The sequence below is a fragment of the Flavobacterium bizetiae genome (assembly GCF_902804475.1).
Classification (GTDB): Bacteria; Bacteroidota; Bacteroidia; order Flavobacteriales; family Flavobacteriaceae; genus Flavobacterium; species Flavobacterium bizetiae.
Genome location: NZ_CADCSU010000015.1, coordinates 1 through 25,297 on the forward strand (window position 1 = coordinate 1; position 25,297 = coordinate 25,297).

At 36.1% G+C, this 25,297-nt stretch carries 14 protein-coding genes; 11 read left to right on the plus strand and 3 right to left on the minus strand.

The window, feature by feature from the left end; translation table 11 throughout:
- Window positions 1–460: 460 nt before the first annotated feature.
- Window positions 461–2,257 (minus strand): translation elongation factor 4, encoded by a 1,797-nt coding sequence (lepA, locus tag FLACOL7796_RS00100; RefSeq protein ID WP_173968583.1) that lies wholly within the window; start codon window positions 2,255–2,257, stop codon window positions 461–463.
- Between the two features lie 504 nt (window positions 2,258–2,761).
- Between lepA and FLACOL7796_RS00105 the strand changes: the two genes are divergently transcribed.
- On the plus strand, window positions 2,762–2,989 hold the full coding sequence (locus FLACOL7796_RS00105; RefSeq protein WP_173968585.1) for a hypothetical protein: 228 nt from the start codon (window positions 2,762–2,764) through the stop codon (window positions 2,987–2,989).
- Window positions 2,990–3,030: 41 nt separating this feature from the next.
- On the opposite strand, the gene FLACOL7796_RS00110 is transcribed toward FLACOL7796_RS00105, so the two are convergent.
- Together FLACOL7796_RS00110 and FLACOL7796_RS00115 are read right to left on the minus strand one after the other, a co-directional pair.
- Window positions 3,031–3,756, minus strand: coding sequence for an NUDIX hydrolase (locus FLACOL7796_RS00110; RefSeq protein WP_173968587.1), 726 nt, complete (start codon window positions 3,754–3,756; stop codon window positions 3,031–3,033).
- Between the two features lie 21 nt (window positions 3,757–3,777).
- Window positions 3,778–4,494: an NUDIX hydrolase gene (locus tag FLACOL7796_RS00115; RefSeq protein ID WP_173968588.1), complete on the minus strand. Its 717-nt coding sequence runs from the start codon at window positions 4,492–4,494 to the stop codon at window positions 3,778–3,780.
- Between the two features lie 391 nt (window positions 4,495–4,885).
- Between FLACOL7796_RS00115 and FLACOL7796_RS00120 the strand changes: the two genes are divergently transcribed.
- The 10 genes from FLACOL7796_RS00120 (at window position 4,886) to FLACOL7796_RS00165 (ending at window position 25,249) form a co-directional block, all read left to right on the plus strand.
- Window positions 4,886–6,376 carry a xylulokinase gene (locus FLACOL7796_RS00120; protein WP_173968590.1) on the plus strand — a complete coding sequence of 497 codons (1,491 nt, stop codon included), beginning with the start codon at window positions 4,886–4,888 and terminating at the stop codon, window positions 6,374–6,376.
- 2 nt (window positions 6,377–6,378) lie between these two features.
- Complete coding sequence (gene xylA / locus FLACOL7796_RS00125) at window positions 6,379–7,698, plus strand: xylose isomerase (RefSeq protein WP_173968591.1); 1,320 nt, start codon at window positions 6,379–6,381, stop codon at window positions 7,696–7,698.
- Between the two features lie 45 nt (window positions 7,699–7,743).
- On the plus strand, window positions 7,744–10,875 hold the full coding sequence (locus tag FLACOL7796_RS00130; protein ID WP_173968593.1) for a SusC/RagA family TonB-linked outer membrane protein: 3,132 nt from the start codon (window positions 7,744–7,746) through the stop codon (window positions 10,873–10,875).
- 11 nt (window positions 10,876–10,886) lie between these two features.
- Window positions 10,887–12,458, plus strand: a complete 1,572-nt coding sequence (locus FLACOL7796_RS00135; RefSeq protein WP_173968595.1) for a RagB/SusD family nutrient uptake outer membrane protein — start codon at window positions 10,887–10,889, stop codon at window positions 12,456–12,458.
- 22 nt (window positions 12,459–12,480) lie between these two features.
- Window positions 12,481–13,851 carry a hypothetical protein gene (locus tag FLACOL7796_RS00140; protein WP_232067250.1) on the plus strand — a complete coding sequence of 457 codons (1,371 nt, stop codon included), beginning with the start codon at window positions 12,481–12,483 and terminating at the stop codon, window positions 13,849–13,851.
- Window positions 13,852–13,978: 127 nt separating this feature from the next.
- Window positions 13,979–16,468: a glycoside hydrolase family 2 TIM barrel-domain containing protein gene (locus tag FLACOL7796_RS00145; protein WP_173968597.1), complete on the plus strand. Its 2,490-nt coding sequence runs from the start codon at window positions 13,979–13,981 to the stop codon at window positions 16,466–16,468.
- A 31-nt stretch (window positions 16,469–16,499) separates the two neighbouring features.
- Window positions 16,500–18,899, plus strand: a complete 2,400-nt coding sequence (locus FLACOL7796_RS00150) for a glycoside hydrolase family 31 protein (protein WP_173968599.1) — start codon at window positions 16,500–16,502, stop codon at window positions 18,897–18,899.
- A gap of 307 nt (window positions 18,900–19,206) precedes the next feature.
- On the plus strand, window positions 19,207–21,213 hold the full coding sequence (locus FLACOL7796_RS00155) for a glycoside hydrolase family 97 protein (RefSeq protein WP_173968600.1): 2,007 nt from the start codon (window positions 19,207–19,209) through the stop codon (window positions 21,211–21,213).
- A gap of 172 nt (window positions 21,214–21,385) precedes the next feature.
- Window positions 21,386–22,966 carry a GH39 family glycosyl hydrolase gene (locus FLACOL7796_RS00160; protein WP_173968602.1) on the plus strand — a complete coding sequence of 527 codons (1,581 nt, stop codon included), beginning with the start codon at window positions 21,386–21,388 and terminating at the stop codon, window positions 22,964–22,966.
- Between the two features lie 45 nt (window positions 22,967–23,011).
- Window positions 23,012–25,249, plus strand: coding sequence for a glycoside hydrolase family 3 C-terminal domain-containing protein (locus FLACOL7796_RS00165; RefSeq protein WP_173968604.1), 2,238 nt, complete (start codon window positions 23,012–23,014; stop codon window positions 25,247–25,249).
- Window positions 25,250–25,297 lie beyond the last annotated feature (48 nt).

Below are 25,297 nucleotides of genomic sequence, written 5' to 3' on the forward strand. Positions count from 1 at the left end.
CAATAGCATTAAAAATGAAGTTATTGAGTTAATAATCTTACTTTTTTATAAGTATTTACTTGTTTAATTGAGGGTGAAAATTTAAGTTTTTAAGTATAAAAGCATGGATTTGTTGAGGTTTGAACTGTTAAAAAAGCAAAAATCCCGATAACTTTTGCTATCGCGTTAATCTGTTTTCTAAATAAAAAATACAAGATATCAGAATTCTAATCGTAGAGACGCACAGCAGTGCGTCTTCGCAATCTATGTCTATTTTCTCGAAAGATTTAACATCAATTACCGATAAAATTTGCGGGAGACGCACAGCAGTGCGTCTCTACAATTCTGTACATTGAGACAGCGTCGTATTTATAAATATAGATTCCAACCTTAATCAAATATTAAAACAAAAAACCCGACAACTTTCGTCATCGGGTTCAATCTATATTCTATTCTCTTTATTCTTTCTTCTAAAAAAAAATTAATCGTTAAGTTTCAAAACAGCCATAAAAGCTTCCTGAGGAATTTCAACGTTTCCTACTTGTCTCATGCGTTTTTTTCCTTTTTTCTGTTTTTCAAGTAATTTACGCTTACGCGAAATATCACCACCATAACATTTTGCGGTAACGTCTTTACGAAGTGCTTTAATAGTTTCACGAGCAATAATTTTAGCCCCAATTGCAGCCTGAATCGGAATGTCGAATTGTTGTCTTGGGATTAATTCGCGTAATTTCTCGGTCATTTTTTTACCGATGTTGTAAGCGTTGTCTTCGTGAATCAAGGCTGAAAGTGCATCAACCGTTTGTGCATTCAAAAGAACATCCAGTTTTACCAATTTTGAAGTTCTCATTCCTATCGGAGAGTAATCAAAAGAAGCATAACCTTTAGAAACTGTTTTTAAACGATCATAAAAATCGAATACAATTTCTGCCAATGGCATATCAAAATTCAATTCAACACGTTCTGTAGTCAAATACGTTTGATTGGTAATCTGGCCACGTTTTTCGATACATAAACTCATTACGTTTCCAACAAAGTCAGCTTTTGTAATAATAGTAGCTTTTATAAATGGTTCTTCAACTCTGTCTAAACGAGAAGGTTCAGGCAAATCAGAAGGGTTGTTTACAATAAATGCAGTTTCAGGATCTTTTTTGGTGTAAGCCAAATACGAAACGTTAGGTACCGTAGTAATTACCGTCATATCGAACTCACGCTCTAAACGTTCCTGAATAATTTCCATGTGAAGCATTCCTAAGAATCCGCAACGGAAACCAAAACCTAAAGCCGCAGAACTTTCAGGAGTAAAAACAAGCGAAGCATCATTCAGTTGCAATTTCTCCATAGAAGAACGCAAATCTTCGTAATCTTCAGTATCAACTGGATAAATTCCGGCAAATACCATTGGTTTTACATCCTCAAAACCAGTAATCATATTAGTAGTTGGCGTTTTAGCATCCGTTAGAGTATCTCCAACTTTTACCTCTTTCGCTTCTTTAATTCCAGAAATCAAATAACCAACATCTCCGCTGGAAATTACATTTTTAGGAACCTGATTTAATTTTAAAGTTCCAATTTCGTCAGCAAAATATTCATTGCCGGTAGCCATGAATTTAATTTTTTGCCCTTTTTTGATTTCACCGTTTACAACTCTAAAGATTACTTCGATTCCACGAAACGGATTGTAAACCGAGTCAAAAATCAAAGCTTGTAATGGTTCATCAGGATTTCCTTTTGGAGCAGGAATTTTTTCGATAATAGCAGCCAAAATATTTTCGACACCAAAACCGGTTTTTCCGGAAGCATGAATAATATCTTCTAATTTACATCCTAACAAATCGATAATATCATCACTAACTTCTTCAGGATTTGCACTTGGTAAATCGACTTTATTCAAAACCGGAATAATTTCCAGATCATTTTCCAAAGCAAGATATAAGTTAGAAATCGTTTGTGCCTGAATACTTTGTGCAGCATCTACAATCAAAAGTGCTCCTTCACAAGCAGCAATAGATCGTGAAACTTCGTATGAAAAGTCAACGTGACCAGGAGTATCAATAAGATTTAAAATATATTCTTCTCCCTTATAGGTATATTCCATCTGAATGGCGTGACTCTTAATGGTGATTCCACGCTCACGTTCCAGGTCCATGTTGTCAAGCAATTGAGCTTTTTCTTCACGAGCTGTAACGGTTTGTGTAGCGCCCAATAAGCGGTCTGCCAATGTACTTTTACCGTGGTCAATGTGTGCAATAATGCAAAAGTTACGTATCTTCTTCATTTTAATATTTCAATTCTCTAAACGAGTTTTAAGTAATTTTCAGGGTATAAATTTGCGCTGTAGCAATTGCTGTAGAGCGTGTTATTAAGCCGCAAAGATAGCGCAAAGTTTTGGATTCTGGAATGTACTTGTCCGATTTTGAGTTTTCAAGCCTGAAAGCCGTTTTTTAAGAGATAAAATTATGCTAATTCCTTCATTATCAATTACAGCCTAGTACTCAAAAATGTAAGGATAATCTTTTTTCCTGACCTCTTAGGAAAACATCCTTGCTGAAAAAATATCATAATTAGCTTTTGTTTGAAAAAACTGTATTTTTTGTACGAATAATTGTCGTTTCGTGAAATATGATTATACTTGTAGTCTTTTTGACTATAATAAAAAATCATATTGTAGTTAAGATTTTTGAGGTTATTTTTTATGAAAAATCTGTGCGCAGGATTTTATTGTAAAAAACACCTCAGGAAAAAGTGTTTATTTTTTACTAATAATTAAATCAAACAAATTATGAAAAAACAAACCATGCAGCTTGCTGAAAAATTTGGCAGGCTTACTAAAGACGAAATGAAAAACATTACGGGCGGTGCATTAGGAACAATTTGTGGTGCCAGACCTGTACCAACCTCAATTTGTGCCAGCGGAATGGGAGTCGCAGCCAACTCCGGAACAGAAGATCCTACTAAATATCCGGGTATTGTGGGAGGTTACTGCAATGTGATATTTTTATGTATCTAGAATAATAAAAAATGCCTGAAGATTTCCTTCAGGCATTTGTATTAAAACTCAAAACTGAAACCTTTTTCAGTAAGTTTTTTATAAGTATCAGCATCAAATTTGTACAATTTAGCGGCTCTGTGCGATACGGCTTTTTGTTTTTCATCGAGCTCAACAAGTAATTTCATGTGCAGAATCTTTCTGCGGAAATTAGATTTGTCTAATTCAATTCCTAAAATCTCTTCGTACAAATGCATTAACTGCAACAATGTAAATTTTTCAGGTAAAAGATTAAAACCAATTGGAGCCTGACGAACGCGATTGCGCAGCTGCATCAAACTAAAATTTAGAATTTCGTTATGATCAAAAATCAACTCCGGGATCTTATTAATTTTATACCACTTTGCTTCAATAACAGATAAACTGGCTTTGATATTATAATCTTCACGATTGACCAAAGTATAATATCCAATAGTTACCACACGTCTTTGAGGCACACGGGCAGGATTGGTAAAAGCTTTTAGTTGCTCTAAATAAATGTTGTCAAGACTCGTAAGTTCATATACGATTCGGTGCGCTGCATCATCAGCACTTTCTTCTCTCTTCATGTATCCACCCAGAAGTCCCCATTTTCCGATGCTTTCTCCTTCAGCATGTTGTACCAAAAGTACCTCAAGACTTGCTTTATTGAATCCAAAAATAACGCAGTCAATCGTCATTCCGTCTATTTCCGGAGTAGTGGTTTTATTCGTAGGATCTGGATTATTTTTAGAAGATGGAAAAGTCATTTGCTAATATTGTCGATAGTATTAAAATTCAAAATTGAATCCTTTTTCTGTGAGTTTGTTGTAAATCTCCGGATCAAATTTATACAATTTAGCAGCTCTATGCGAAACATCCTGTTGTTTTTCATCTAATGCAACCAATAATTTCATGTGAAGAATTTTTCTTCTAAAATTAGATTTATCCATTTCGATCCCCAGAATCTCTTCGTATAAATGCATTAATTGCAATAAAGTAAATTTTTCAGGCAAAAGGTTAAATCCAAGCGGTGCCTGGCGTACCCTGTTTTGAAGATGTTTTAAACTATAAGCAAGAATTTCGTTATGATCGTAAATCAAATCCGGAATACTATTGATCTTATACCATTTAGCATCAGATGCCGTAAAACCCGCTTTAATATTATAATCTTCTCGTTTTACCAAAGCATAATAACCTATAGTAATAACGCGTCGAAGCGGAAAACGATCCGGATCTCCAAAAGCTTTTAATTGCTCTAAATAAATGTTATCCAGTCCCGTAAGTTCGTTCAATAAACGATGTGCGGCATTGTCAGTACTTTCTTTTTTATAAATCCATCCTCCCGGAAGTCCCCATTTTCCTTTGCTAATACCTTCTCCGTGTTGTACCAATAGTACTTCTAGACTCCCTTTATCAAATCCAAATATGACACAGTCAATCGTGATCGCATTCATTGCGGTTGGTTCACTTTTTAAAGCTGAATCGTCGGCTACATTTTTGACCATATGCTACTTAAATTTTAAACAAATTAAATAAATAAAATGAATAGTTGCTTTTATAAATCCTTTATATTTTTTTTAACGAAATAATTTTCTGACAATCAAGTGTTTGTGATTCGTTAGAAAATACCATTCTAAAATTATAATTCCTAAACGGCTGATTGTCAAATCGCTAATTCGTTATTTTTTTGATATTTTTTTATTCTATTTAACCCAATATTTTATTGTATTCATAAAAATGAGGATCCAATTATCAGAATTGAAAAAATATAACCCTAATATTTTGTTAATATAGAAAAAATGTTTTACACTTGTAGTCAAATTAACCATAAGATAAGTTCAGTTTGACTATAAGTTTAAAAAGGACAAATCTATAACTAACTTAAAATACCACCAAATGTTTTTTTTAGGAATTGATTTAGGAAGCTCTTCGATAAAATTATCAGTTTTCGATCCTGAGAAAGGAACGACCATTGGAGCCGTTAGCGTTCCTGATTTTGAAATGCCAATTATTGCCCAACAATTTGGCTGGGCAGAACAAGATCCTGAATCATGGTGGCAATTTGTAAAAGACGGAATCCAGCAATTAGGCACAAAATCTCATATTGATTTAAAGAAAATTGCCGGAATAGGCATCGCTTATCAAATGCACGGTTTGGTTTTAACCGATGAAAATCTGAATCCTGTTCGTTCGTCGATTATTTGGTGCGACAGTCGTGCAGCCATTATTGGAGATGAAATTTACAATCAGATTGGAGCCGAAAATTGTCAAAAACAAATTTTAGGAAGTCCCGGAAATTTTACCGCTTCAAAACTAAAATGGGTAAAAGATAATCAACCTGAAGTTTTTGCAAAAGCAAAATACATGATGCTTCCGGGTGATTTTATTGCTGCGAAATTGTCAAAAGTCGCTCAAATTAGTACTTCGGGATTATCAGAAGCAGCTTTGTGGAATTTCTCTGAAGGAAAACTGGCAACCGAAATCCTTTCTCAAATGGGATTATCATCTGAGATTGTTCCTGAAATTGTTTCGAATTTTGGCATTCAGGCAACTATTCACCCAGAAATAGCACAAGAATTAGGATTAAATCCTGATGCTAAAATATCCTACAGAGCCGGAGACCAGCCCAACAATGCATTGTCATTGAATGTTTTAAAACCCGGAGAAATCGCTACAACAGCCGGAACCTCAGCAGTTGTATACGCCGTAAGCGATCAGGATGCTTACGACAAACAAAACAGAATCAATACTTTTTTACACGTTAATAATACCGAAGCCGAAAAATGCAACGGAGTAATGTTGTGCATAAACGGTTCTGGAATTTTGTACCAATGGTTACGCAAAATCATGTCGGTTGACAGAACTGAATTAATTGCCTACGAAAAACTAAATGCCGAAGCTGCAAAAGTTGATGCCGGAAGCAACGGACTTCGTTTTTATCCTTTTGGAAATGGTGTAGAAAGAATCTTCAATAATAAAAATGCGACTTCAGGCATTCAGAATTTAAACTTCAATATTCATCAGCCATCACATTTAGTGCGCGCGGCCTGCGAAGGAATCGTGTTTGCCATGAATTACGGTTTTGATGTCATGAAAGAAACGGGAGTTTCAGGAACTGTGGTTCGTGCCGGAAATTCGAACTTGTTTTTAAGCCCGGTTTTTAGAGAAATCTTCACCAATACTACACAGACTACTTTAGAATTATACAATACATCCGGAGCCGAAGGTGCTGCAAGAGGCGCTGCTTTTGGTTACGGCTATTACAATTCGCTCGACGAAGCTTTTCAGGGATTGCAATGTTTAGACCGAATTGAACCTAATAAAATCCTGACGACTCAATATCAGGATTTGTATCAAGAATGGAAAAATCAAATTAAAATACAATAATAATGAGCACAACCAATCAATATTTTAAAAACATAGACACGATTAAATTCGAAGGCAAAGAAAGTGATAACCCATTAGCGTTTAAATGGTATGATGAAAATCGTGTCGTTGCAGGAAAAACGTTAAAAGAGCATTTACGCTTTTCGATGGCATACTGGCATACGCTATGTAACACAGGAGGAGATCCGTTTGGAGCTTCGACTGAAACTTTTTCCTGGGATAAAAATGAAAATGTAATCTTAAGAGCCAAAGACAAAATGGATGCGGCTTTTGAATTCATGACAAAATTAGGTTTGCCATATTATTGTTTTCATGATGTTGATGTGGTTGATGATGCGCCAACATTAGCAGAATTTGAAACTCGTATTCAGACAATGGTTGAATATGCCAAACAAAAACAACAAGAATCAGGTATTAAATTGTTGTGGGGAACTTCAAACTTATTCAGCAATCCTCGCTATATGAATGGTGCAGCTACGAATCCAAACTTTGATGTTTTGGCGTATGCAGGAGCTCAGGCAAAAATCGCAATCGATGCTACTATAGCTTTAGGTGGTGAAAATTATGTTTTCTGGGGAGGTCGCGAAGGATATATGAGTTTGCTCAACACAGACATGAAAAGAGAATTAGACCACTTAGGCAGATTCTTAAATACTTGTAAAGATTATGCTCGTAAAGAAGGTTTTAAAGGAAACTTCCTGATCGAACCAAAACCGATGGAACCAACAAAACATCAATATGATTATGATGCTGCGACTTCATTAGGATTCATTAATAAATACGGACTTCAAAATGATTTCAAATTAAATCTTGAAGTAAACCACGCAACACTTGCCGGACATTCTTTTGAACATGAATTGCAAGTTGCCGTTGATGCAGGAATGTTAGGTAGCATTGATGCCAATCGTGGTGATTACCAAAACGGTTGGGATACAGATCAGTTCCCAATAAATCTTCAGGAAGTTACTCAGGCAATGTTAGTGATCCTTGAAGGTGGAGGAATTCAGGGTGGCGGAGTAAACTTCGATGCAAAAGTAAGAAGAAATTCAATCGATTTAGAAGATAAATTCATCGCACACATTTCAGGAATGGATGTTTTTGCAAGAGGATTAATCTGCGCAGATCAGATACTTCAGAATACAGATTACAGAAAATTACGCACGCAGCGTTACAGTTCATTTGACGGCGGAAACGGAGCAAAGTTCGAAAACGGAGAATTATCTCTTGAAGATCTTAGCAAAATTGCACGTGCAAGTGGAGAACCTCAACCATTAAGTGGAAGACAGGAATTATTCGAACAAATTATTTCGAATGCTTACTAACGACTAAAAATTACTAACTATAATTTAAACCAATTCTTAACTATTATGAAAAGCAAACATTGTATTAAAACAACACCGCTCTCGTTTTGTATGGCGCTGTTGCTTAGTGTATTTATGATGCAGTCCGGTTTTGCCCAGGAGCAATCCCAGTTTGTAACCGGAAATGTAAAATCAGGAGATGATGGTATGAGCGTTCCGGGTGCTACGGTCGCTATCGAAGGTACCAAGACCGCTACATCAACAGATTTTGATGGAAATTTTAAATTAGAAGCCAAAGCTGGCAACGTAATCGTAATCAGTTTTATGGGATTTAAAACACAACGTATTACCGTTGGAACTCAAAAAACGATCGCTGTTACTTTACAAACAGAAGCGGCAGATCTTAAAGAAGTTGTCGTTATTGGGTACGGTTCACAAAAGAAAACACTTGTAACCAATGCCGTTACTCAGGTTAGCGGAGAAAATCTTGCAAAAACCAATACAACAAATGCGCTACAGGCACTTCAGGGTCAGGCAGCCGGTATCCAGATTACTTCTACTTCAGGTCAGCCGGGAGAAGGATTAAATGTGGTGATTAGAGGTGTTGGTTCAACAGCAGGAAGCAGTCCGTTATATGTTGTAGACGGAATACTTACTAATGATATTTCGTATTTAAGTAACTCTGATATCGAATCTATTTCTGTATTAAAAGATGCTGCATCTGCTGCCATTTATGGTTCGCAAGCTTCTAATGGAGTTGTTTTGGTAACAACCAAAAAAGGAAAAAGAGGTTCTTCAGGACAAGTTACTTTTGACCAATATTACGGAGTACAATCAGTATCCAGAAAAGTAGATTTATTAGATGCAACTGAATACGCTACAATCTTAAATGAAGCGGCAGTAAATTCAGGAAAAAATCCATATTTCTCTAACAGCCAAATTGCTGCAATGGGAAAAGGAACAAACTGGATGGATAAAATGTTAGTAGATAATGCAGCAACTAAAAACTTCTCTTTTGGTGTTTCCGGAGGTTCAGATAGTTCTGTTTACTCATCATCTTTGTCTTATTTAGGACAAGAAGGAGTTGTAGGAGGTAAAGATTTATCGAACTATGAGCGTTATAATTTCAGATTCAATTCAGAACATAAATTATACAAAGATATATTGACTTTTGGTCAGAACTTGAGTTTTGCTTACATCAATAAAAACGGAATTGGAGTTGGAAATCAGTACAACAATTCTCTAAGAAGTGCTTATCAGGTATCGCCATTATTACCAATGTACGATGCAAATGGCAACTATTACGATAGTACCAAAAACAGCGAGCCTTGGTTGGCGGGTCAGGCAAATCCTTATGCATTAATGGAGTACAACAATCAAAATGAAAATAATAATCAAAAATTGCTTGGTAATGTTTATTTGCAAATTGAGCCAATAAAAAATTTAACATTCAAAACTACTTTAGGTCTTGATTATTATGCAGGCGAAGGACATTCGTACGTTCCTAAATATCAATTGTCTATTTATGCAAACAGTGCTTTTGATAAAGTAAGTCAAAACATGAATAAAGGTAAAACACTTACCTGGGATAACTTATTGACGTATAAATTTAATGTTGCCGAAACGCATCATTTTGAGGCAATGGTAGGTACATCTTCTATTAATTATGACGGAACAACTATATCCGCTTCAAATGCAGATTCGTTTTTTGATGATTTAGAGCATGCCTGGTTAGACAATACCACGAATAAAGACGGAGCTAAAATAGCATTCAATGGTATCAAGCAAGAAACCAAAAGAATGTCTTATTTTGGAAGATTAAATTACAATTTTAAAGAAACTTATCTGCTAAATGCCACTTTTAGAGTTGATGGATCTTCCATTTTTGCTAAGGAAAATGAGTGGGGCTATTTCCCATCTGTTTCAGCAGGTTGGGTTGCATCAAACGAAGAATTTTTAAGAGATTCAAAAGTGATCAACTTCCTTAAATTGAGAGCATCTTGGGGACAAGTTGGAAATCAGAATGCAAGAGCTTTTCAATATCTGTCACCAATAAAGGTAGATGATACTAATTATACTTTTGGAGATAAGGAAGGAAGTCTTACTCCTGGAGCATACCCGAACAGATTATCAAATCTGGATTTAAAATGGGAAACTTCAGAGCAAATTGACCTTGGTCTGGACGCTAGATTTTTAGACAATTCATTAAATCTTACGGTTGATTTTTATAAGAAAACAAACAAAGACTGGTTAATATTAGCACCAGTTTATGCAACCGCAGGAGCTGACGCACCATTTATTAATGGAGGAGATGTTGTAAATAAAGGGGTTGAGGTAAGTTTAAACTATCAAAACAGTATTGGAGATTTTAAATACAGTGTGAGTGCGAATGGTGCTTACAACAAAAATACAGTTGGGGCAATACCAACGGCAGATGGAATGATTCACGGATTGCCTAATGAACTTTATGACAATTCACCTGAATTTTACAGAGCACAAAACGGATATCCGTTAGGTTATTTCTGGGGATATAAAACTGGCGGTGTGTTCCAGAATCAGGCACAAATCGACAATTACAAATCAGCAAATGGTGTAGTATTACAGCCAACCGCAGCTCCTGGAGACATTATTTATGTAAATACGAATGGCGACGATAAAATTGATGCTTCGGATAAAACGAGTATCGGAAATCCTAATCCTGACTTTACTTATGGTTTCTCTTTATCTGCAAGTTATAAAGCTTTTGATTTCTCGCTTTTGGCAAATGGAGTAGCAGGAAACCAAATCGTACAATCTTATAGAAACCAATCTAATGCTTACGGAAATTATACTTCTGCGATATTAGATCGTTGGCACGGAGAAGGATCTTCTAACACAGTACCAAGAGTGACTGAAGACAATAGAAACTTTACACAATTTTCAGATTTATATGTTCAAAATGGGGATTTCTTAAGAATCAGTACGGTAACATTAGGATTTGATTTAGCAAAAATGAAACAATCAAAACCATTTTTTGCCAGCCAGTTTAGAGTTTACTTTTCAGTATTAAATCTTTACACTTTCACAAAATACAACGGTATGGACCCTGAAATTGGATTTGGTTCTTCAAACAATGACCAAAAATTCTCATCAGGTGTAGATGTAGGATACTATCCAAGACCAAGAACATTCATGTTAGGATTAAATGTTAAACTTTAATAAATAAAAAGATGAAAAATACATATTTATATATTTTCTGTTTGAGTTTATTGGTTCTGGGTTCTTGTAGTTTAGAAACAGAGCCTCTAACACCAATAGATACAAGTTTTTACAAAACCAAAGACGATGCTTATACAGCATTAGTTGGTTGTTACGACGGAATGCAGGTAGCAACAGGCGGCGCAGGAGTGGGAGTTCCTGTATTAAGCGAAGTAATGTCTGATAATTGTTTTGGAGGTACGGGAAATTCAGATCCTTACAATTATGCAGTTATGGATGAATTTGATACTTCAAGATCTCCTGCAGATGTTGATATACTTAATACCAATTGGATCGCCTACTATAAAGCAATTTACCGTTGTAATATGCTATTATCTAAAATGGATCAGATTGAATGGCAGGGAGATATTGCCTTAAGAAACACATACGAATCTGAGACTAAATTTATCAGGGCTTATCTTTATTTTGAAATGGCCCGTATATGGGGAAGTGTGCCTTTATTGACAGTACCAACTTCTGAAAATGTTCCGCAGGCGACACCTGAAGAAATTTATAAAGTAATAGCAGATGATTTGGTATTTGCATCAAACAATTTGCCTACAGAAGCTTATAATGCGAAACCAAACGGACGTATTACAAAATGGGCAGCAAAATCTTTACTAGGGCGTGTTTATTTATATTACACAGGATATTACGGAAAACCTGACCTGGTTGGTGTAGTAAATAAAACTCAGGCTCTAGGACATTTAGAAGATGTTATTGCTTCTAGCGGACATGGTTTAGTGGCTGATTTTTCTACTCTTTGGCCGGCAGCTTCAGTAGACAAATATGCAGGTGAAGCCAATAGAGAATTTGTCTTTTCAATAAAATACACTTATACAAGTGATTATGACGGAAATACTGATAGTAACCAATGGATGGTAATGTTCGGAATAAGAGAATTCTCATCTTATCCGTATGGCCGTGGTTGGGGAGTTACCGTAAACTCTAAGTTATGGAATGCTTATAGTGTAACAGATACAAGACGTACTGCAAGTATAATTGGTTTAGATGAAGAGAAGATACCATTTGACAAAAAAAATAGCCAAAGAGAATACACCGGATATTACAATAAAAAATATTCTCCAATGGTGAACAAAGAAGGAGTAGATCTTCCGATTGCTATGGGAAGTCGCTTTTGGGACATCAGTCAATTTCAGGATTATGTAGTGTTACGATATTCAGACGTTTTATTAATGGCTGCAGAATTAGGAAGTGGCAATGCTCAGACTTATTTTGATGAGGTTAGAAGAAGAGCTTACAAAGAGAATTTTGTTGCATTACCAGTAAATGCTGATAATATTTTGAACGAGAGACGCCTGGAGTTTGCTCTTGAAGGAGTAAGATACTATGATTTACTACGTCAGGGAATTGGAAAAGCATCTTCAAGTATTGCAGAAACTACAACATTATTAAATGGTGGAGTTCCTACAACAAAAACAATTTCGGCAGGTAAAATTCAGGAAACAAAAGGACTGATGCAAATCCCGAATACTCAGATTACATTATCAGGAGGACTTTTGAAACAAAATGCTGGTTGGTAATTTTAACTAAAAAATCAAAGAAATGAAAAATATTAAAGTATTAATTACATCATTTTTGATATTAGCACTAATGCTCGTATCATCTTGTTCTCCAGATACCTATTCTCTGGATGAGCCAATGAATAAATCAGATATACATTATGACATTACTCAGGATTTAGTTGCAGATCCCGGAGGAAATACAGTACTATTAAAAAACACAACTCCAGGAGTTATTTTAAACTGGGATTATGTTACAGGAAAATCAAATAAAGCGGAACAAAAAGTACAATATGCTTTTAAAGGAACTTATACTATTAAGATTTCTGCAGTAACAGATGGTGGTATTGTCGAGTTAGATCCGGTAACTATTACAGTAAGTCAGGACAACTTAAACTATGTTAATGATCCTTTATGGACTGCATTATCTGGTGGAGTTGGACACAAAAAATCATGGGTAGCTGACAACGGTAAATACGGATTAGCTCCGGGAGCAATGTCTTATGCAGATCCTAATACAGTAGTAGAATGGAATAAATTCTCTCCAAACTGGGAACCTACAGGAAATGCAAATTCAAGTACAGATGCAGATATGCATTGGGGAAGATACATGACTTTCAGCCTTGACGGAGGACCTTTTATGACGGTTCATGAAGCTAACGGAATAAGCATCGAAAGCGGAGCATATTTCTTAGATGTTAATGCTCATACCTTGACTACAACCGGAGCTACAATTTTAAGACCGGATAATTATATTGCAAATGCAAGTAACTGGACTAGTGAAATTAAAGTATTAACACTTACAGAGAATCAGTTACGAATTGCTATTAAGAGAACCAATAGCGAAGGACCTTGGTGGTACATCTGGAATTTTGTTTCTAAAGATTATGCAGATACCTACGTTCCTCCGGTTACAGTGCCTGTTCTTGACGAAGGCTATAATCCTACATTTGCTCCAGGAGAATTGGTAACAATGTTAACAGGTGGTGCTGGTGCAGGTAGAGTTTGGAAACTGGATGCAGCAGGAAATCCGGTAGACTGGATTGGTGCAGGAAAAGGATGGACAACCGGAGCAGGTAGTTCTGCAGATTGGGGATGGAATCCTGGTTGGGCAGCTGTTGCAGCTAATTCATGGATACGTTTTGATCAATGGGGCGGTAAATTAAACTATACCCGCAGCCAAAACGGAGTTGTAACTACAGGAATCTTTACTATAAATGCAGCAACCAACGAAATTAATTTAGGAACAGAGGTCTTAATTCAAAATTCAGAAAGCTGGATGAGTCCATCTGCAAATGTTATTAAAGTAGTAAAAGCGTACAATAAAGATTTTCTTCAAAAAGGTATTTGGTTAGGAACATCTTACGATGCAACCAAAGATGAGTGGTTTGTTTTCCATTACATCATTCCTTAAATAATTGTGGCTTTTTAAAAACTAAAAGCCAGATTGTTTAAAAGTATAAAACAACCGGTAGGGGATTTACAAAGTCGCCTATCGGTATGTTTATATTTGTTTTTAAATATTAAAAAATCCTTTCAAAATGAAGAATAAAAGAAAATACTTCAATAATGGACTACCATTATTAATGCTAATCGGAATTATTTTGTTGGGCTCGTGCAGCAAAAAAGAGGATGCTTTTGCAAACAGAAAAGTTTCTTTTAATTCAGATTGGAGTTTTCATTTAAATGATAGCATACAAGACAAAGATACCATTGGAACTTCGACCAAATGGAGAACTTTAAACGTTCCTCATGATTGGAGTATCGAAGGAAATTTCGATGAAAAAAGTCTTGCCGGATACGGAGGCGGAGCATTAAACGGAGGTTTGGGCTGGTATAAAAAAACATTCAAAGTTGCTGCTGCAGATAGCAGTAAAGTAACATCCATTATTTTTGATGGCGTTTACAAAGACAGCGAAGTCTGGATAAACGGACATTATTTAGGAAAACGTCCAAACGGATACATAGGTTTTCAATATGACATGTCACCGTATTTAAATTACGGAGACAAAAACAACGAAATTATTGTAAAGGTTGACAATTCAAAACAACCCAATTCACGTTGGTATTCAGGATCAGGAATTTTTAGAAATGTCTGGATCGAAACCACCGATAAACTACACGTTGCACAATGGGGAACTTATGTGACAACACCAAAAGTTACAGCTGAAAAAGCTTCAGTAAGTTTTGAAACTACCATTCAAAACCAAAACACCGCTTCAAAAAAAGCAACAGTAACCACTACTATTTTTAAAGAAGATACCAAAGTAACATCCGTTACTCAAAATATAACGATTGGTGCAAATGCCAATCAAACCATTAAACAAGAAACTCAGGTCGAAACACCAATTTTATGGTCGGTCGAAAAACCTGAATTGTATTCAGCCGTTACTGAAATTTCGGTTGATGATAAAATTGTAGATCAATACAAAACCAATTTCGGAATCAGAGATTTTAAATTCGATCTTGATAAAGGTTTTATTTTAAATGGAAAGCAAGTCAAAATAAAAGGAGTTTGTCTGCATCACGATTTAGGTCCGTTAGGTGCTGCAATCAATACGCGCGCAATCGAACGTCAGTTAGAAATCATGAAAGAAATGGGCGTAAACGGAATCAGGACTTCACACAATCCACCTGCTCCCGAACTTTTAGATTTATGCGATAAAATGGGTTTCATTGTCATGGATGAAGCTTTCGACATGTGGAAACAAACCAAAACCAAATACGATTACGGAAACGATTGGGACAAATGGCACAAAAAAGATCTAATAGATCAATTGCTTCGTGACCGTAACCATCCAAGTATTTTTGTTTGGAGTATTGGTAATGAAATCCCGGAACAATGGAATGAAAATGGTGTGGCTATAGCCAAAGAATTAGCAGCAATAACGCGTCAATACGACAAAACGCGTCCGTTGACAGCAGCGATGAATCCACCGGTAAATATGAATATTGATGCCGTAACATTACAATTTGAGAAAAAAAATGTATCGATTAATCCACTTGCCGCATCTGGTGTTTTAGATTTAATTGGTTACAATTATGCACATCAAACCTACGAACATCATCAAAAAAACTTCCCCAATACACCATTCATTGCAACCGAAACTACTTCGGGATTACAAACAAGAGGTTATTATGACGCTGTTTCAGACACCATAAAAAAATGGCCAGTTAGCTGGGATAAAAAATTTACCGGAGGAAATCCGGGTAACACCGTTTCAGCTTACGATCAGGTACAAACGCCTTGGGGTTCTACGCATGAAGCCACCTGGAAAGTAATAAAAAAACACGATTTCCTTTCGGGAATGTACATCTGGACAGGTTTCGATTATATCGGAGAACCAACTCCGTATGAATGGCCGTCGATCAGTTCTTATTTCGGAATTGTCGATTTAGCCGGTTTCCCAAAAGACGTTTATTATATGTACCAAAGCGAATGGACAGACAAAACGGTGCTGCATATTTTCCCACATTGGAACTGGAAAGCAGGACAAACCGTAGATGTTTGGGCATATTACAATAAAGCAGATGAGGTTGAACTTTTCCTTAATGGAAAATCAGTTGGAGTTCGCAGTAAAAAAGGAGATGATTTACACGTCATGTGGAGAATTCCTTTTCAACCCGGAGCACTAAAAGCAATCTCTCGTAAAAACGGAAAAACAGTTTTAGAAACCGAAATCAAAACAGCCGGAAATCCTGAGAATTTAAAACTGACAGCAGACAGAAGTAACATCAAAGCCGATGGAAATGATTTGTCATTTGTAACTGTAGATATTCTCGATGCAAAAGGAACTTTGGCTCCAAATGCCAATAACGAAATCAATTTTTCATTAAAAGGAAACGGAAGAATTGTAGGCGTTTGCAGCGGAGATCCTGTAAGTCACGAATCGTACAAAGGTTCAAAACACACAGCGCTTAACGGAAAATGCTTAGTTATTGTTCAGTCTGATACTAAAACAGGAAGATTAGAATTAACTGCTAAAGCAAATGGACTAAAACCAGCCACAATTGTAATAACAGCAGAATAAAAGACTATTAATAAAACTAAATAACCACACAATGAAAAAAATACAGATAGCTTCTTTATCTCTATTCATGGGTTTTGGATTGTTGCTTTCGCCAAAAGCATCGGCACAAATTCAGAACGCAGATGTGCTAAATGCTCCGATAGATATCAGCAAGGATTTTCAGAATTATCTGAACACCTTTTATTTCGCTGATGAATTAACAGCTTTTGATCCTGCAACAGGAAAAGGAACCATAAAATATCTGAGATACAATTATAAAACACGTCAGGCTTTCAACAATATGATGATGAAACCCGATGTTGTCGAAGCGAACGAATTTCCAACCACAGAATATCAGGCTTCACCGGAATTACCGTTCCAAATTCAGTTTGTTTCGGACAGAACCATTAGAATTAAAACCACTTCAGGACCACAATTTCATCCTGAAAAAGAATCTTTAATGTTGATTAACGGCGTTGCGCCAAATCATCCTGAATTATGGAAATATGCTAAAATTGAAGGCGGTCACAGTTATACCAGCAAACACGGAAAAGTAGAAATTTTGACCAAACCGTGGCACGTAAAAATTTACGATGAAACCGGAAAATTGCTGACAAGTACACTTCACGATTCCGATTTCAAAAACACGTATACACCAACACTTCCGTTTTCGTATGTGCGCAGAAACAGCGATTATTCAAGAAGTATGGGAGCGGCTTTTAGTTTAGAACCAGACGAAAAAATATTTGGTTGCGGAGAATCATTCACACAATTCAACAAACGCGGACAAAAAGTAGTTTTATGGGCAGATGATGCAAACGGAATTCAGAATGAAACGATGTACAAACCCGTTCCTTTCTACATGAGTAGCCGTGGTTACGGAGTTTTTATGCACCATTCCACACCAATTACAGTTGACTTCGGTAGATATTATTCTAGTGCCAACGAAATGTACATTGGCGATGACGAAGCCGATTTGTTTTTCTTTATAGGAGAACCAAAAGATATTCTGGATCAATACACAGATTTAACCGGAAAAGCAGCAATGCCACCACTTTGGTCATTTGGTTTCTGGATGAGCAGAATCACTTATTTCTCTGAAAAAGAAGGAAGAGATGTAGCAAGAGATTTACGTAAATATAAAATTCCAACCGATGTAATTCACTTCGATACAGGTTGGTTCGATGTAGATTGGAGAAACAATTACGAGTTTGCAAAAGCACGTTTCCCTGATGCAGAAAAAATGATGACCGATTTAAAGAAAGATGGTTTTCAGGTTTGCTTATGGCAGTTGCCTTATTTCTCACCAAAGAATACTTTGTTTAATGAAATTATGGATAAGAATTTAGCCGTAAGAGATCGTAAAGGAAATCTTCCGTACGAAGATGCAGTCTTAGATTTCTCAAATCCGGAAACTGTAACGTGGTATCAGGCAAAACTGAAACATTTATTCGATCAGGGAGTAGCAGTTTTCAAAGTAGATTTTGGAGAAGCAGCACCGCCAGACGGAATTTACCATTCAGGAAGAACAGGTTTTTACGAACACAATTTATATCCGTTACGATATAATAAGGCGGTCGCCGAAATTACCCAAAAAGAAAAAGGATACACTTTAATCTGGGCAAGAAGCACTTGGGCAGGATCACAACGTTATCCGTTACATTGGGGTGGAGACGCCGAAACCACAAACGGAGCAATGTCAGCAGAATTACGCGGCGGACTTTCATTAGGATTAAGCGGATTCAGTTTCTGGAGTCATGACGTAGGAGGATTTGCAACAAAATCACCAGAGAATTTATACAGAAGATGGGCGCCTTTCGGGATGTTTACTTCACACGTAAGAAGTCACGGCGAACCTCCGCGCGAACCTTGGTTGTACAGCAAAGATTTCCTTGAAGGATTTAGAAAAGCTGATAATATGCGTTACGAATTAATGCCATACATCTATGCTCAGGCAAAAGAAAGTTCACAAAAAGGATTGCCAATGATGCGTGCATTATTTGTAGAATATCCAAATGATCCCGGAGCCTGGTTAGTAGACAACGAATATTTATTTGGATCAAGTATGTTGGTTGCACCACTTTTTGAAGAAGTGACGGAAAGAGACGTTTACCTTCCGGAAGGAACATGGATTGATTACCAAACCAAAAAAGTATACCAATCTGGCTGGCATAAAATCAAAGCCGGCGAAGTACCAATCGTAGTTTTAGTAAAAGACGGAACAGCTTTGCCTCACATCGCTTTAGCACAATCTACAAAAGACATGGATTGGAGTAAATTGACACTTAAAGTTTATGCAAGTGACAAAACCACATCGGCCACAGCCAAAGTATTTTTACCGGACGGCGATGCAGTACAAGAAATAAAAGTTACAAAATCCGGAAGCAATTTTGATGTAACATCAAACCCATTACAAGGAAAAACAACTCTTAAAACAGAGTGGATAAAATAAAGAAATGTATGCCACAGATTGCACAGATTAAAAGGATTAAAAATTGAGAATTAAAAATTAAAAATCTGCTTAAATCTGTGAGATCTGCGTGAAAAAATAAGCACAAAGAATTTTAAAAAAAATCATTTTAATCTGTGTAATCTGTGGCAAAAAAAAAATAGTTCGAGAAAATTTGTGCAATTAGTGGCAAAAAAATCTGCATAAAAATAAATCCCAAAAGGATAAAAATAAGTTTTTGTTGAGTTTCTAAATCGGGCGAAAGCCTTGCCAACGCCCGATTTACTAAAAATGAATTAAGAAAAATATCATGAAAAATTACCTCATTCTTCCCGCCTTATTACTTTCAGTTTCGATTGGATACAGTCAGAAAAGCAAAAATGCTTACGAACTGGCATCACCAAACGGACAAAACAAAATTAAATTTGAGTTAGTAAAAAATGCTCCAAAGTATGCCGTTTCACACGGAAAAACCGAAGTCATTACACCATCAGATTTAGGATTTTTATTAAAAGGAAATGAAGATTTCAGTTCTAATTTCGAAATTAAAAATGTAAAAAAATCAACCTTCGATGAAACCTGGGAACAAGTTTGGGGAGAAAAGAAAAATATTAGAAACCATTACAATCAGCTTTCTGTAGAATTACAACAAAAAACAGGAAACAAACGTAAATTAGAAATTCAGTTTCGTGCTTTCGATGACGGAGTGGCTTTTAGATATGTATATCCAAAACAAAATGTAAAAGACAGTATTTTCATTATGGATGAAAAAACGACTTTTAACCTGAAAGAAGATGGAAAAGCATGGTGGATTCCGGCTAACCGAGAAAACCGTGACGAATATTTGTTTGAAGAAGCGCCGGTTAGTAAACTAGACACCGTTTTAACGCCCTTAACAATAGAAAGTAAAAGCGGATTAGCATTAAGTTTTCACGAAGCAAACCTTATTGATTATGCGAGTACAACTTTGGTAAACAATGTAGGAACACAATTAAAAACAGATCTTGTGCCTTGGTCAGATGGCGTAAAAGTTCGTGTAAAAGATACCTTCACTTCTTCGTGGAGAACCATTCAAATTGGCGAAAAACCAACAGATTTAATTACATCCTATTTAATCCTAAATCTGAACGAACCTAATAAATTAAAAAATACAGACAGTTATTTCAAACCATACAAATATCTTGGAATTTGGTGGGGAATGCACATCGGGAAATATACTTTTTGGGAAAGTGACAAACAAGGCGCTACCACAAAACATGCCGAAGAATATATAGATTTTACTGCAAAAGAAGGATTTCATCATTTATTGATCGAAGGATGGAATAAAGGCTGGACACCGGGCTGGTATGAAAACCGTATGCACATGTTTAGTTTTACCAAAAATGCAGACAATTTCGACTTAGAAAAAGTAGTAGAATATGCAAAGAAAAAAGATATCGAATTAATTGGTTATCACGAAACAGGTTCAAACCTGATCAATTACTTAAAACAAGTTGATGAAGGTTTTGCCCTGTACAAAAAACTTGGAATTCACACCGTAAAAATTGGTCACGTAGGTTCTAAATTAAACATGAAAGAAATGCACTTCGGACAATTTGGAGTAAATTATTTCAGATACATTTTAGAAAAAGCCGCACAATACGATTTAGCCGTTTTATACCACGAATCGATAAAAGATACCGGAGAACGCAGAACTTTCCCAAACATGGTTTCGAGAGAAGCAGCCCGCGGACAAGAATATAATGCGTGGAGCGAAGGAAATCCGCCAAATCATTTAAGCATCATTCCGTTTACAAGATTACTTTCAGGACCAATGGACTTTACACCTGGAATTTTTGATGTTGAGGTAAAACAAGGATATCCCGGAAAAAGAATTCAGGGAACAGTGGGGCAGCAATTGGCGATTTATGTTACAACATATTCACCAATTCAAATGTTGGCCGATCTTCCTGAAAATTACGAAGGAAAACCAGCATTACAATTCTTAAAAGATGTACCAACAGACTGGGAAGATACAAAAGTATTGAACGGAGAAATTGGTCAATACATTACCACAGTCCGTAAAGACAGAAACAGCGCCGATTGGTTTTTAGGAAGTATTACAAATGAAAACCCGAGAGAGCTTGAAATTTCATTATCGTTTTTAGATAAAAATGCCAGTTACGAAGCACAAATTTATGCTGATGCCGCGGGAACAGATCAAAAACACAATCCTGAAGCCGTAGCAATTTCTAAGAAAACTGTAAAAGCTTCAGATTCAATGAAATTGCGTTTAGGTGGTGCAGGAGGAACAGCCATTAGATTTAAAAAACTATAAGCTATAGACATTTCAAACCCGACAGGTTTTTAAAACCTGTCTGGTTTACTAACGTTACGATTTAATTTAAAAATTTATTTATATATACCAAACAAGTATACGCACATGCTGAATCGTAGAGACGCACAGCAGTGCGTCTAACCCAATGTAATTCAACTCAAATGAATTTAATATGAAAAGATTCTTACTAACATTCCTGATTTTCGTTAATCTAATCAATATTAATTTGTTTGGACAAAACAGTAATGTTGAAAACCGAATCATAAAAATCGATTACAATAAAGAATCAGGAAAACTGAACACCATGTTCAAAGAATGTATCGGTGCCGGAAGAGCAAATGAAGGATTACGTGCCGATTGGCAACAACAATTGGCAATGACCAAAAAAGAATGCGATTTTAAATACATCAGAATGCATGGTTTATTGTCTGATGATATGGCCGTTTATCGCGAAGACTCAAAAGGAAATCCGGAATACAATTACCAATATATTGATGCTTTGTATGATTTTATATTGAGTATAAAAATGAAACCTTTTGTTGAGTTGGGTTTTATGCCTTCGGCTTTGGCGAGCGGAAAAGAAACTATTTTCTGGTGGAAAGGAAATGTAACTCCTCCAAAAGATTATAAAAAATGGGAAGATTTAATTCGAAATTTAACCCAGCATTTTAAAGAACGTTATGGAGACGAAGAAGTAAAAACATGGTATTTTGAAGTTTGGAACGAGCCTAATTTAACACCAGGTTTCTGGACAGGAACTCAGGCAGAATATTTCAAACTATATGAATATGCGGCTCGCGGAATCAAAAGCGTAAATCCGGCTTACAAAGTTGGTGGGCCAGCAACCGCGGGAGCAGCGTGGGTTCCTGAAACAATAGAATTTTGTATTAAAAATAATGTTCCTTTAGATTTTATTTCAACACATACTTATGGAGTAAAACAAGGATTTCTGGATGAATTTGGAACTACAGGAACTGTTTTAAATAAAGACGAATCGAGTATTAGCGGTGATGTTATAAATTCCCGCCAACAAATTTCAAATTCGGCTAAGCCAAAATTAGAATTACATTATACAGAATGGAGTTCATCCTATACTCCGGCAGATCCTGTTCATGACAGTTATCATTCGGCTGCTTATATTTTGCAAAAACTAAAACAAATTGGCAATGCCGCAAACTCAATGTCGTATTGGGTTTTTACCGATATTTTTGAAGAAGCAGGGCCAAGATTTACCCCTTTTCACGGAGGATTTGGATTATTGAATACACAAGGAATCAAAAAGCCAGCCTATTTCTCCTATTCCTTTCTAAATAAATTAGGTGAAACTGAACTTCAAAACAAAGACACCTCTTCATGGGGGACTAAAAATTCAAAAGGAGATGTTCAGTTATTATTTTGGGATTTTACGAATACGCATCCTGGAGATTCTATGAACAATCAGACTTATTATATAAAAGACTTACCTTCAAAGCCTAAAGGAAGTATAAAAATAGAAGTCGATGGTTTGCAAAAAGGAAATTATACTTTAGAAATCTATAAAGTAGGTTATAAAACAAATGACGCTTACGCGGATTATTTAGCAATGGGAAAACCGTCGCAGCTTACCAAACAACAAGTTGAAACCATTAAAAGAAAAAATGACGGCGCTTTGATTGCATCAGAAAAAGTGAGAATTGATGCTACAGGAACACTTAAGAAGGATATAAAAATCAATGAGAATGATGTTTTCTTGTTGAATTTGGTGAGACAATAATTATTTAAAACGACTATCTAAAAACTAAAAATAAATCTATTAAGCATGAAAAACAAAATGATATGCCTTTCAGCCGCATTTGCATTTTTGGCATTTGCCTCTTGTAAAAATGATGTAAAAACAGCAGGTTCTGATTCGGCACAAACAGAAGAATACAAAGGAAAAGAAATAGGATCAGAATACGATGCAGAAATCGATAAACTGGTTGCTCAAATGACGCTTGAAGAAAAAATCGGAATGTTGCATGGTAACAGCATGTTTACTTCTGGCGGTGTAAAACGTTTAGGAATTCCGGAACTTAAAATGGCCGACGGACCTCTGGGAGTTCGTGAAGAAATCTCCCGTGACAATTGGGCTCCTGCAGGATTAAAAGATGATTTTGCAACCTATTACCCAGCCGGAGGAGGACTAGCCGCAACATGGAATGCAGAAATGGCCTATACATTTGGAAATAGTGTAGGGCAGGAATTGCGCGCCAGAGACAAAGATATGTTGCTTTCGCCAGCCATAAATATCGTAAGAACACCTTTGGGAGGAAGAACATATGAATACATGTCTGAAGATCCGTTTTTGAACAAAAAAATTGCAGTGCCGTTAATTGTTGGTTTACAGGACAATGATGTTATGGCTTGTGTAAAACATTTCGCTGCCAACAATCAGGAAACCAATCGTGATTTTGTAGATGTACAAATTGACGAACGTACACTTCGTGAAATATATTTACCAGCCTTTGAAGCTTCGATAAAAGAAGCACATGCCTATAGTGTTATGGGCGCTTATAATAAATTTAGAGGAGAATATTTATGTGAAAACGATTATATGCTAAACAAAATCCTTCGTGACGAATGGGGATTTAAAGGAGTTGTAGTTTCAGATTGGGCTGCAGTACATTCTACAGTAAAATCATTAAAAAACGGATTAGATATTGAAATGGGAACACCAAAACCATTCAATGAATTTTTCCTTGCCGATAAATTAATTGCTGCTGCAAAAAACAAAGAAATTACAGAAGCAGAAATTGATGTTCATGTAAAAAGAATCCTGCGTACTTTATTTCAGGTAAAAGCAATGGGCGGGAAAGAGCGTGTAAAAGGAAGCATCGCAACCGAAGCACATTATCAGGACGCCTATAAAATTGCTGCAGAAGCAATAGTTTTATTAAAAAATGACAACAATGCATTGCCTCTAAAACTAGACGGAGTAAAATCTATCGCGGTAATTGGTAACAACGCTACGAAGAAAAATGCGCTTGGCGGATTTGGAGCCGGAGTAAAAACCAAAAGAGAAGTTACGCCGCTAGATGGTTTGAAAAACAGATTGCCATCATCGATCAAAATTAATTACGCCGAAGGATATTTAGAACGTTACGACGAAAAAAACAAAGGAAATTTAGGAAACATCACCTCAAATGGTCCTGTAACAATCGATCAGTTAGATCCAGCTAAATTACAGGAAGCAATCGAAACTGCTAAAAAATCGGATGTTGCCATTATTTTTGCAGGTTCAAACCGTGATTACGAAACAGAAGCTTCTGATCGTAGAAACCTAAAATTACCATTTGGACAAGAAGAATTGATTCAGAAAGTATTAGCCGTTAACCCAAAAACAATTGTCGTAATGGTTGCCGGAGCACCTTTTGATATTGATGCCGTAAGCAAAAAAACTTCAGCTTTAGTCTGGACATGGTTTAATGGATCTGAAGGAGGAAATGCCTTGGCCGATGTAATTTTAGGAAAAGTAAATCCGTCAGGAAAATTACCATGGACAATGCCTAAAAACATTATGGATTCTCCGGCGCACGCCACAAACAGTTTCCCTGGAGGAAAAACAGTAAACTATGCCGAAGGAATTCTGGTAGGATACCGTTGGTTTGATACTAAAAATATAGCACCATTATATCCTTTCGGATTCGGATTATCGTATACCACTTTTGCTTTCGATAATGCAAAAACAGACAAAACTTCATACGCACAAAACGAAACTATAACAGTTTCTGTAGATGTAAAAAACACTGGAAAAGTAGACGGTAAAGAAGTGGTTCAGTTGTATTCATCAAAATCAGATTCGAAAGTAACACGTGCTGCACAGGAATTAAAAGGTTTCCAGAAAACATTGGTAAAATCAGGAAGTTCAAATACAGTAACTATTAAAGTTCCGGTAAAAGAGTTGGCTTATTATGATGTAGCCGCTAAAAAATGGACAGTTGAACCAGGAAAATATACTTTAAAGTTAGGAAACTCCTCAAGAGATATCAAGAAAGAAGTTGTCGTAACAATCAAATAAAACTCGAAACAACAATGCTCTTTAATTTTTATTAAAGAGCATTGTTTT

What these genes read in the sequence shown, in the direction of transcription:
- FLACOL7796_RS00130 (WP_173968593.1), top strand. Translation starts at nt 7,744, where the DNA reads ATGAAAAGCAAACATTGTATTAAAACAACACCGCTCTCGTTTTGTATG.
- FLACOL7796_RS00110 (WP_173968587.1), bottom strand. Translation starts at nt 3,756, where the DNA reads ATGACTTTTCCATCTTCTAAAAATAATCCAGATCCTACGAATAAAACC.
- FLACOL7796_RS00145 (WP_173968597.1), top strand. Translation starts at nt 13,979, where the DNA reads ATGAAGAATAAAAGAAAATACTTCAATAATGGACTACCATTATTAATG.
- FLACOL7796_RS00105 (WP_173968585.1), top strand. Translation starts at nt 2,762, where the DNA reads ATGAAAAAACAAACCATGCAGCTTGCTGAAAAATTTGGCAGGCTTACT.
- FLACOL7796_RS00165 (WP_173968604.1), top strand. Translation starts at nt 23,012, where the DNA reads ATGAAAAACAAAATGATATGCCTTTCAGCCGCATTTGCATTTTTGGCA.
- FLACOL7796_RS00115 (WP_173968588.1), bottom strand. Translation starts at nt 4,494, where the DNA reads ATGGTCAAAAATGTAGCCGACGATTCAGCTTTAAAAAGTGAACCAACC.
- FLACOL7796_RS00120 (WP_173968590.1), top strand. Translation starts at nt 4,886, where the DNA reads ATGTTTTTTTTAGGAATTGATTTAGGAAGCTCTTCGATAAAATTATCA.
- xylA (WP_173968591.1), top strand. Translation starts at nt 6,379, where the DNA reads ATGAGCACAACCAATCAATATTTTAAAAACATAGACACGATTAAATTC.
- FLACOL7796_RS00160 (WP_173968602.1), top strand. Translation starts at nt 21,386, where the DNA reads ATGAAAAGATTCTTACTAACATTCCTGATTTTCGTTAATCTAATCAAT.
- FLACOL7796_RS00155 (WP_173968600.1), top strand. Translation starts at nt 19,207, where the DNA reads ATGAAAAATTACCTCATTCTTCCCGCCTTATTACTTTCAGTTTCGATT.
- lepA (WP_173968583.1), bottom strand. Translation starts at nt 2,257, where the DNA reads ATGAAGAAGATACGTAACTTTTGCATTATTGCACACATTGACCACGGT.
- FLACOL7796_RS00150 (WP_173968599.1), top strand. Translation starts at nt 16,500, where the DNA reads ATGAAAAAAATACAGATAGCTTCTTTATCTCTATTCATGGGTTTTGGA.
- FLACOL7796_RS00140 (WP_232067250.1), top strand. Translation starts at nt 12,481, where the DNA reads ATGAAAAATATTAAAGTATTAATTACATCATTTTTGATATTAGCACTA.
- FLACOL7796_RS00135 (WP_173968595.1), top strand. Translation starts at nt 10,887, where the DNA reads ATGAAAAATACATATTTATATATTTTCTGTTTGAGTTTATTGGTTCTG.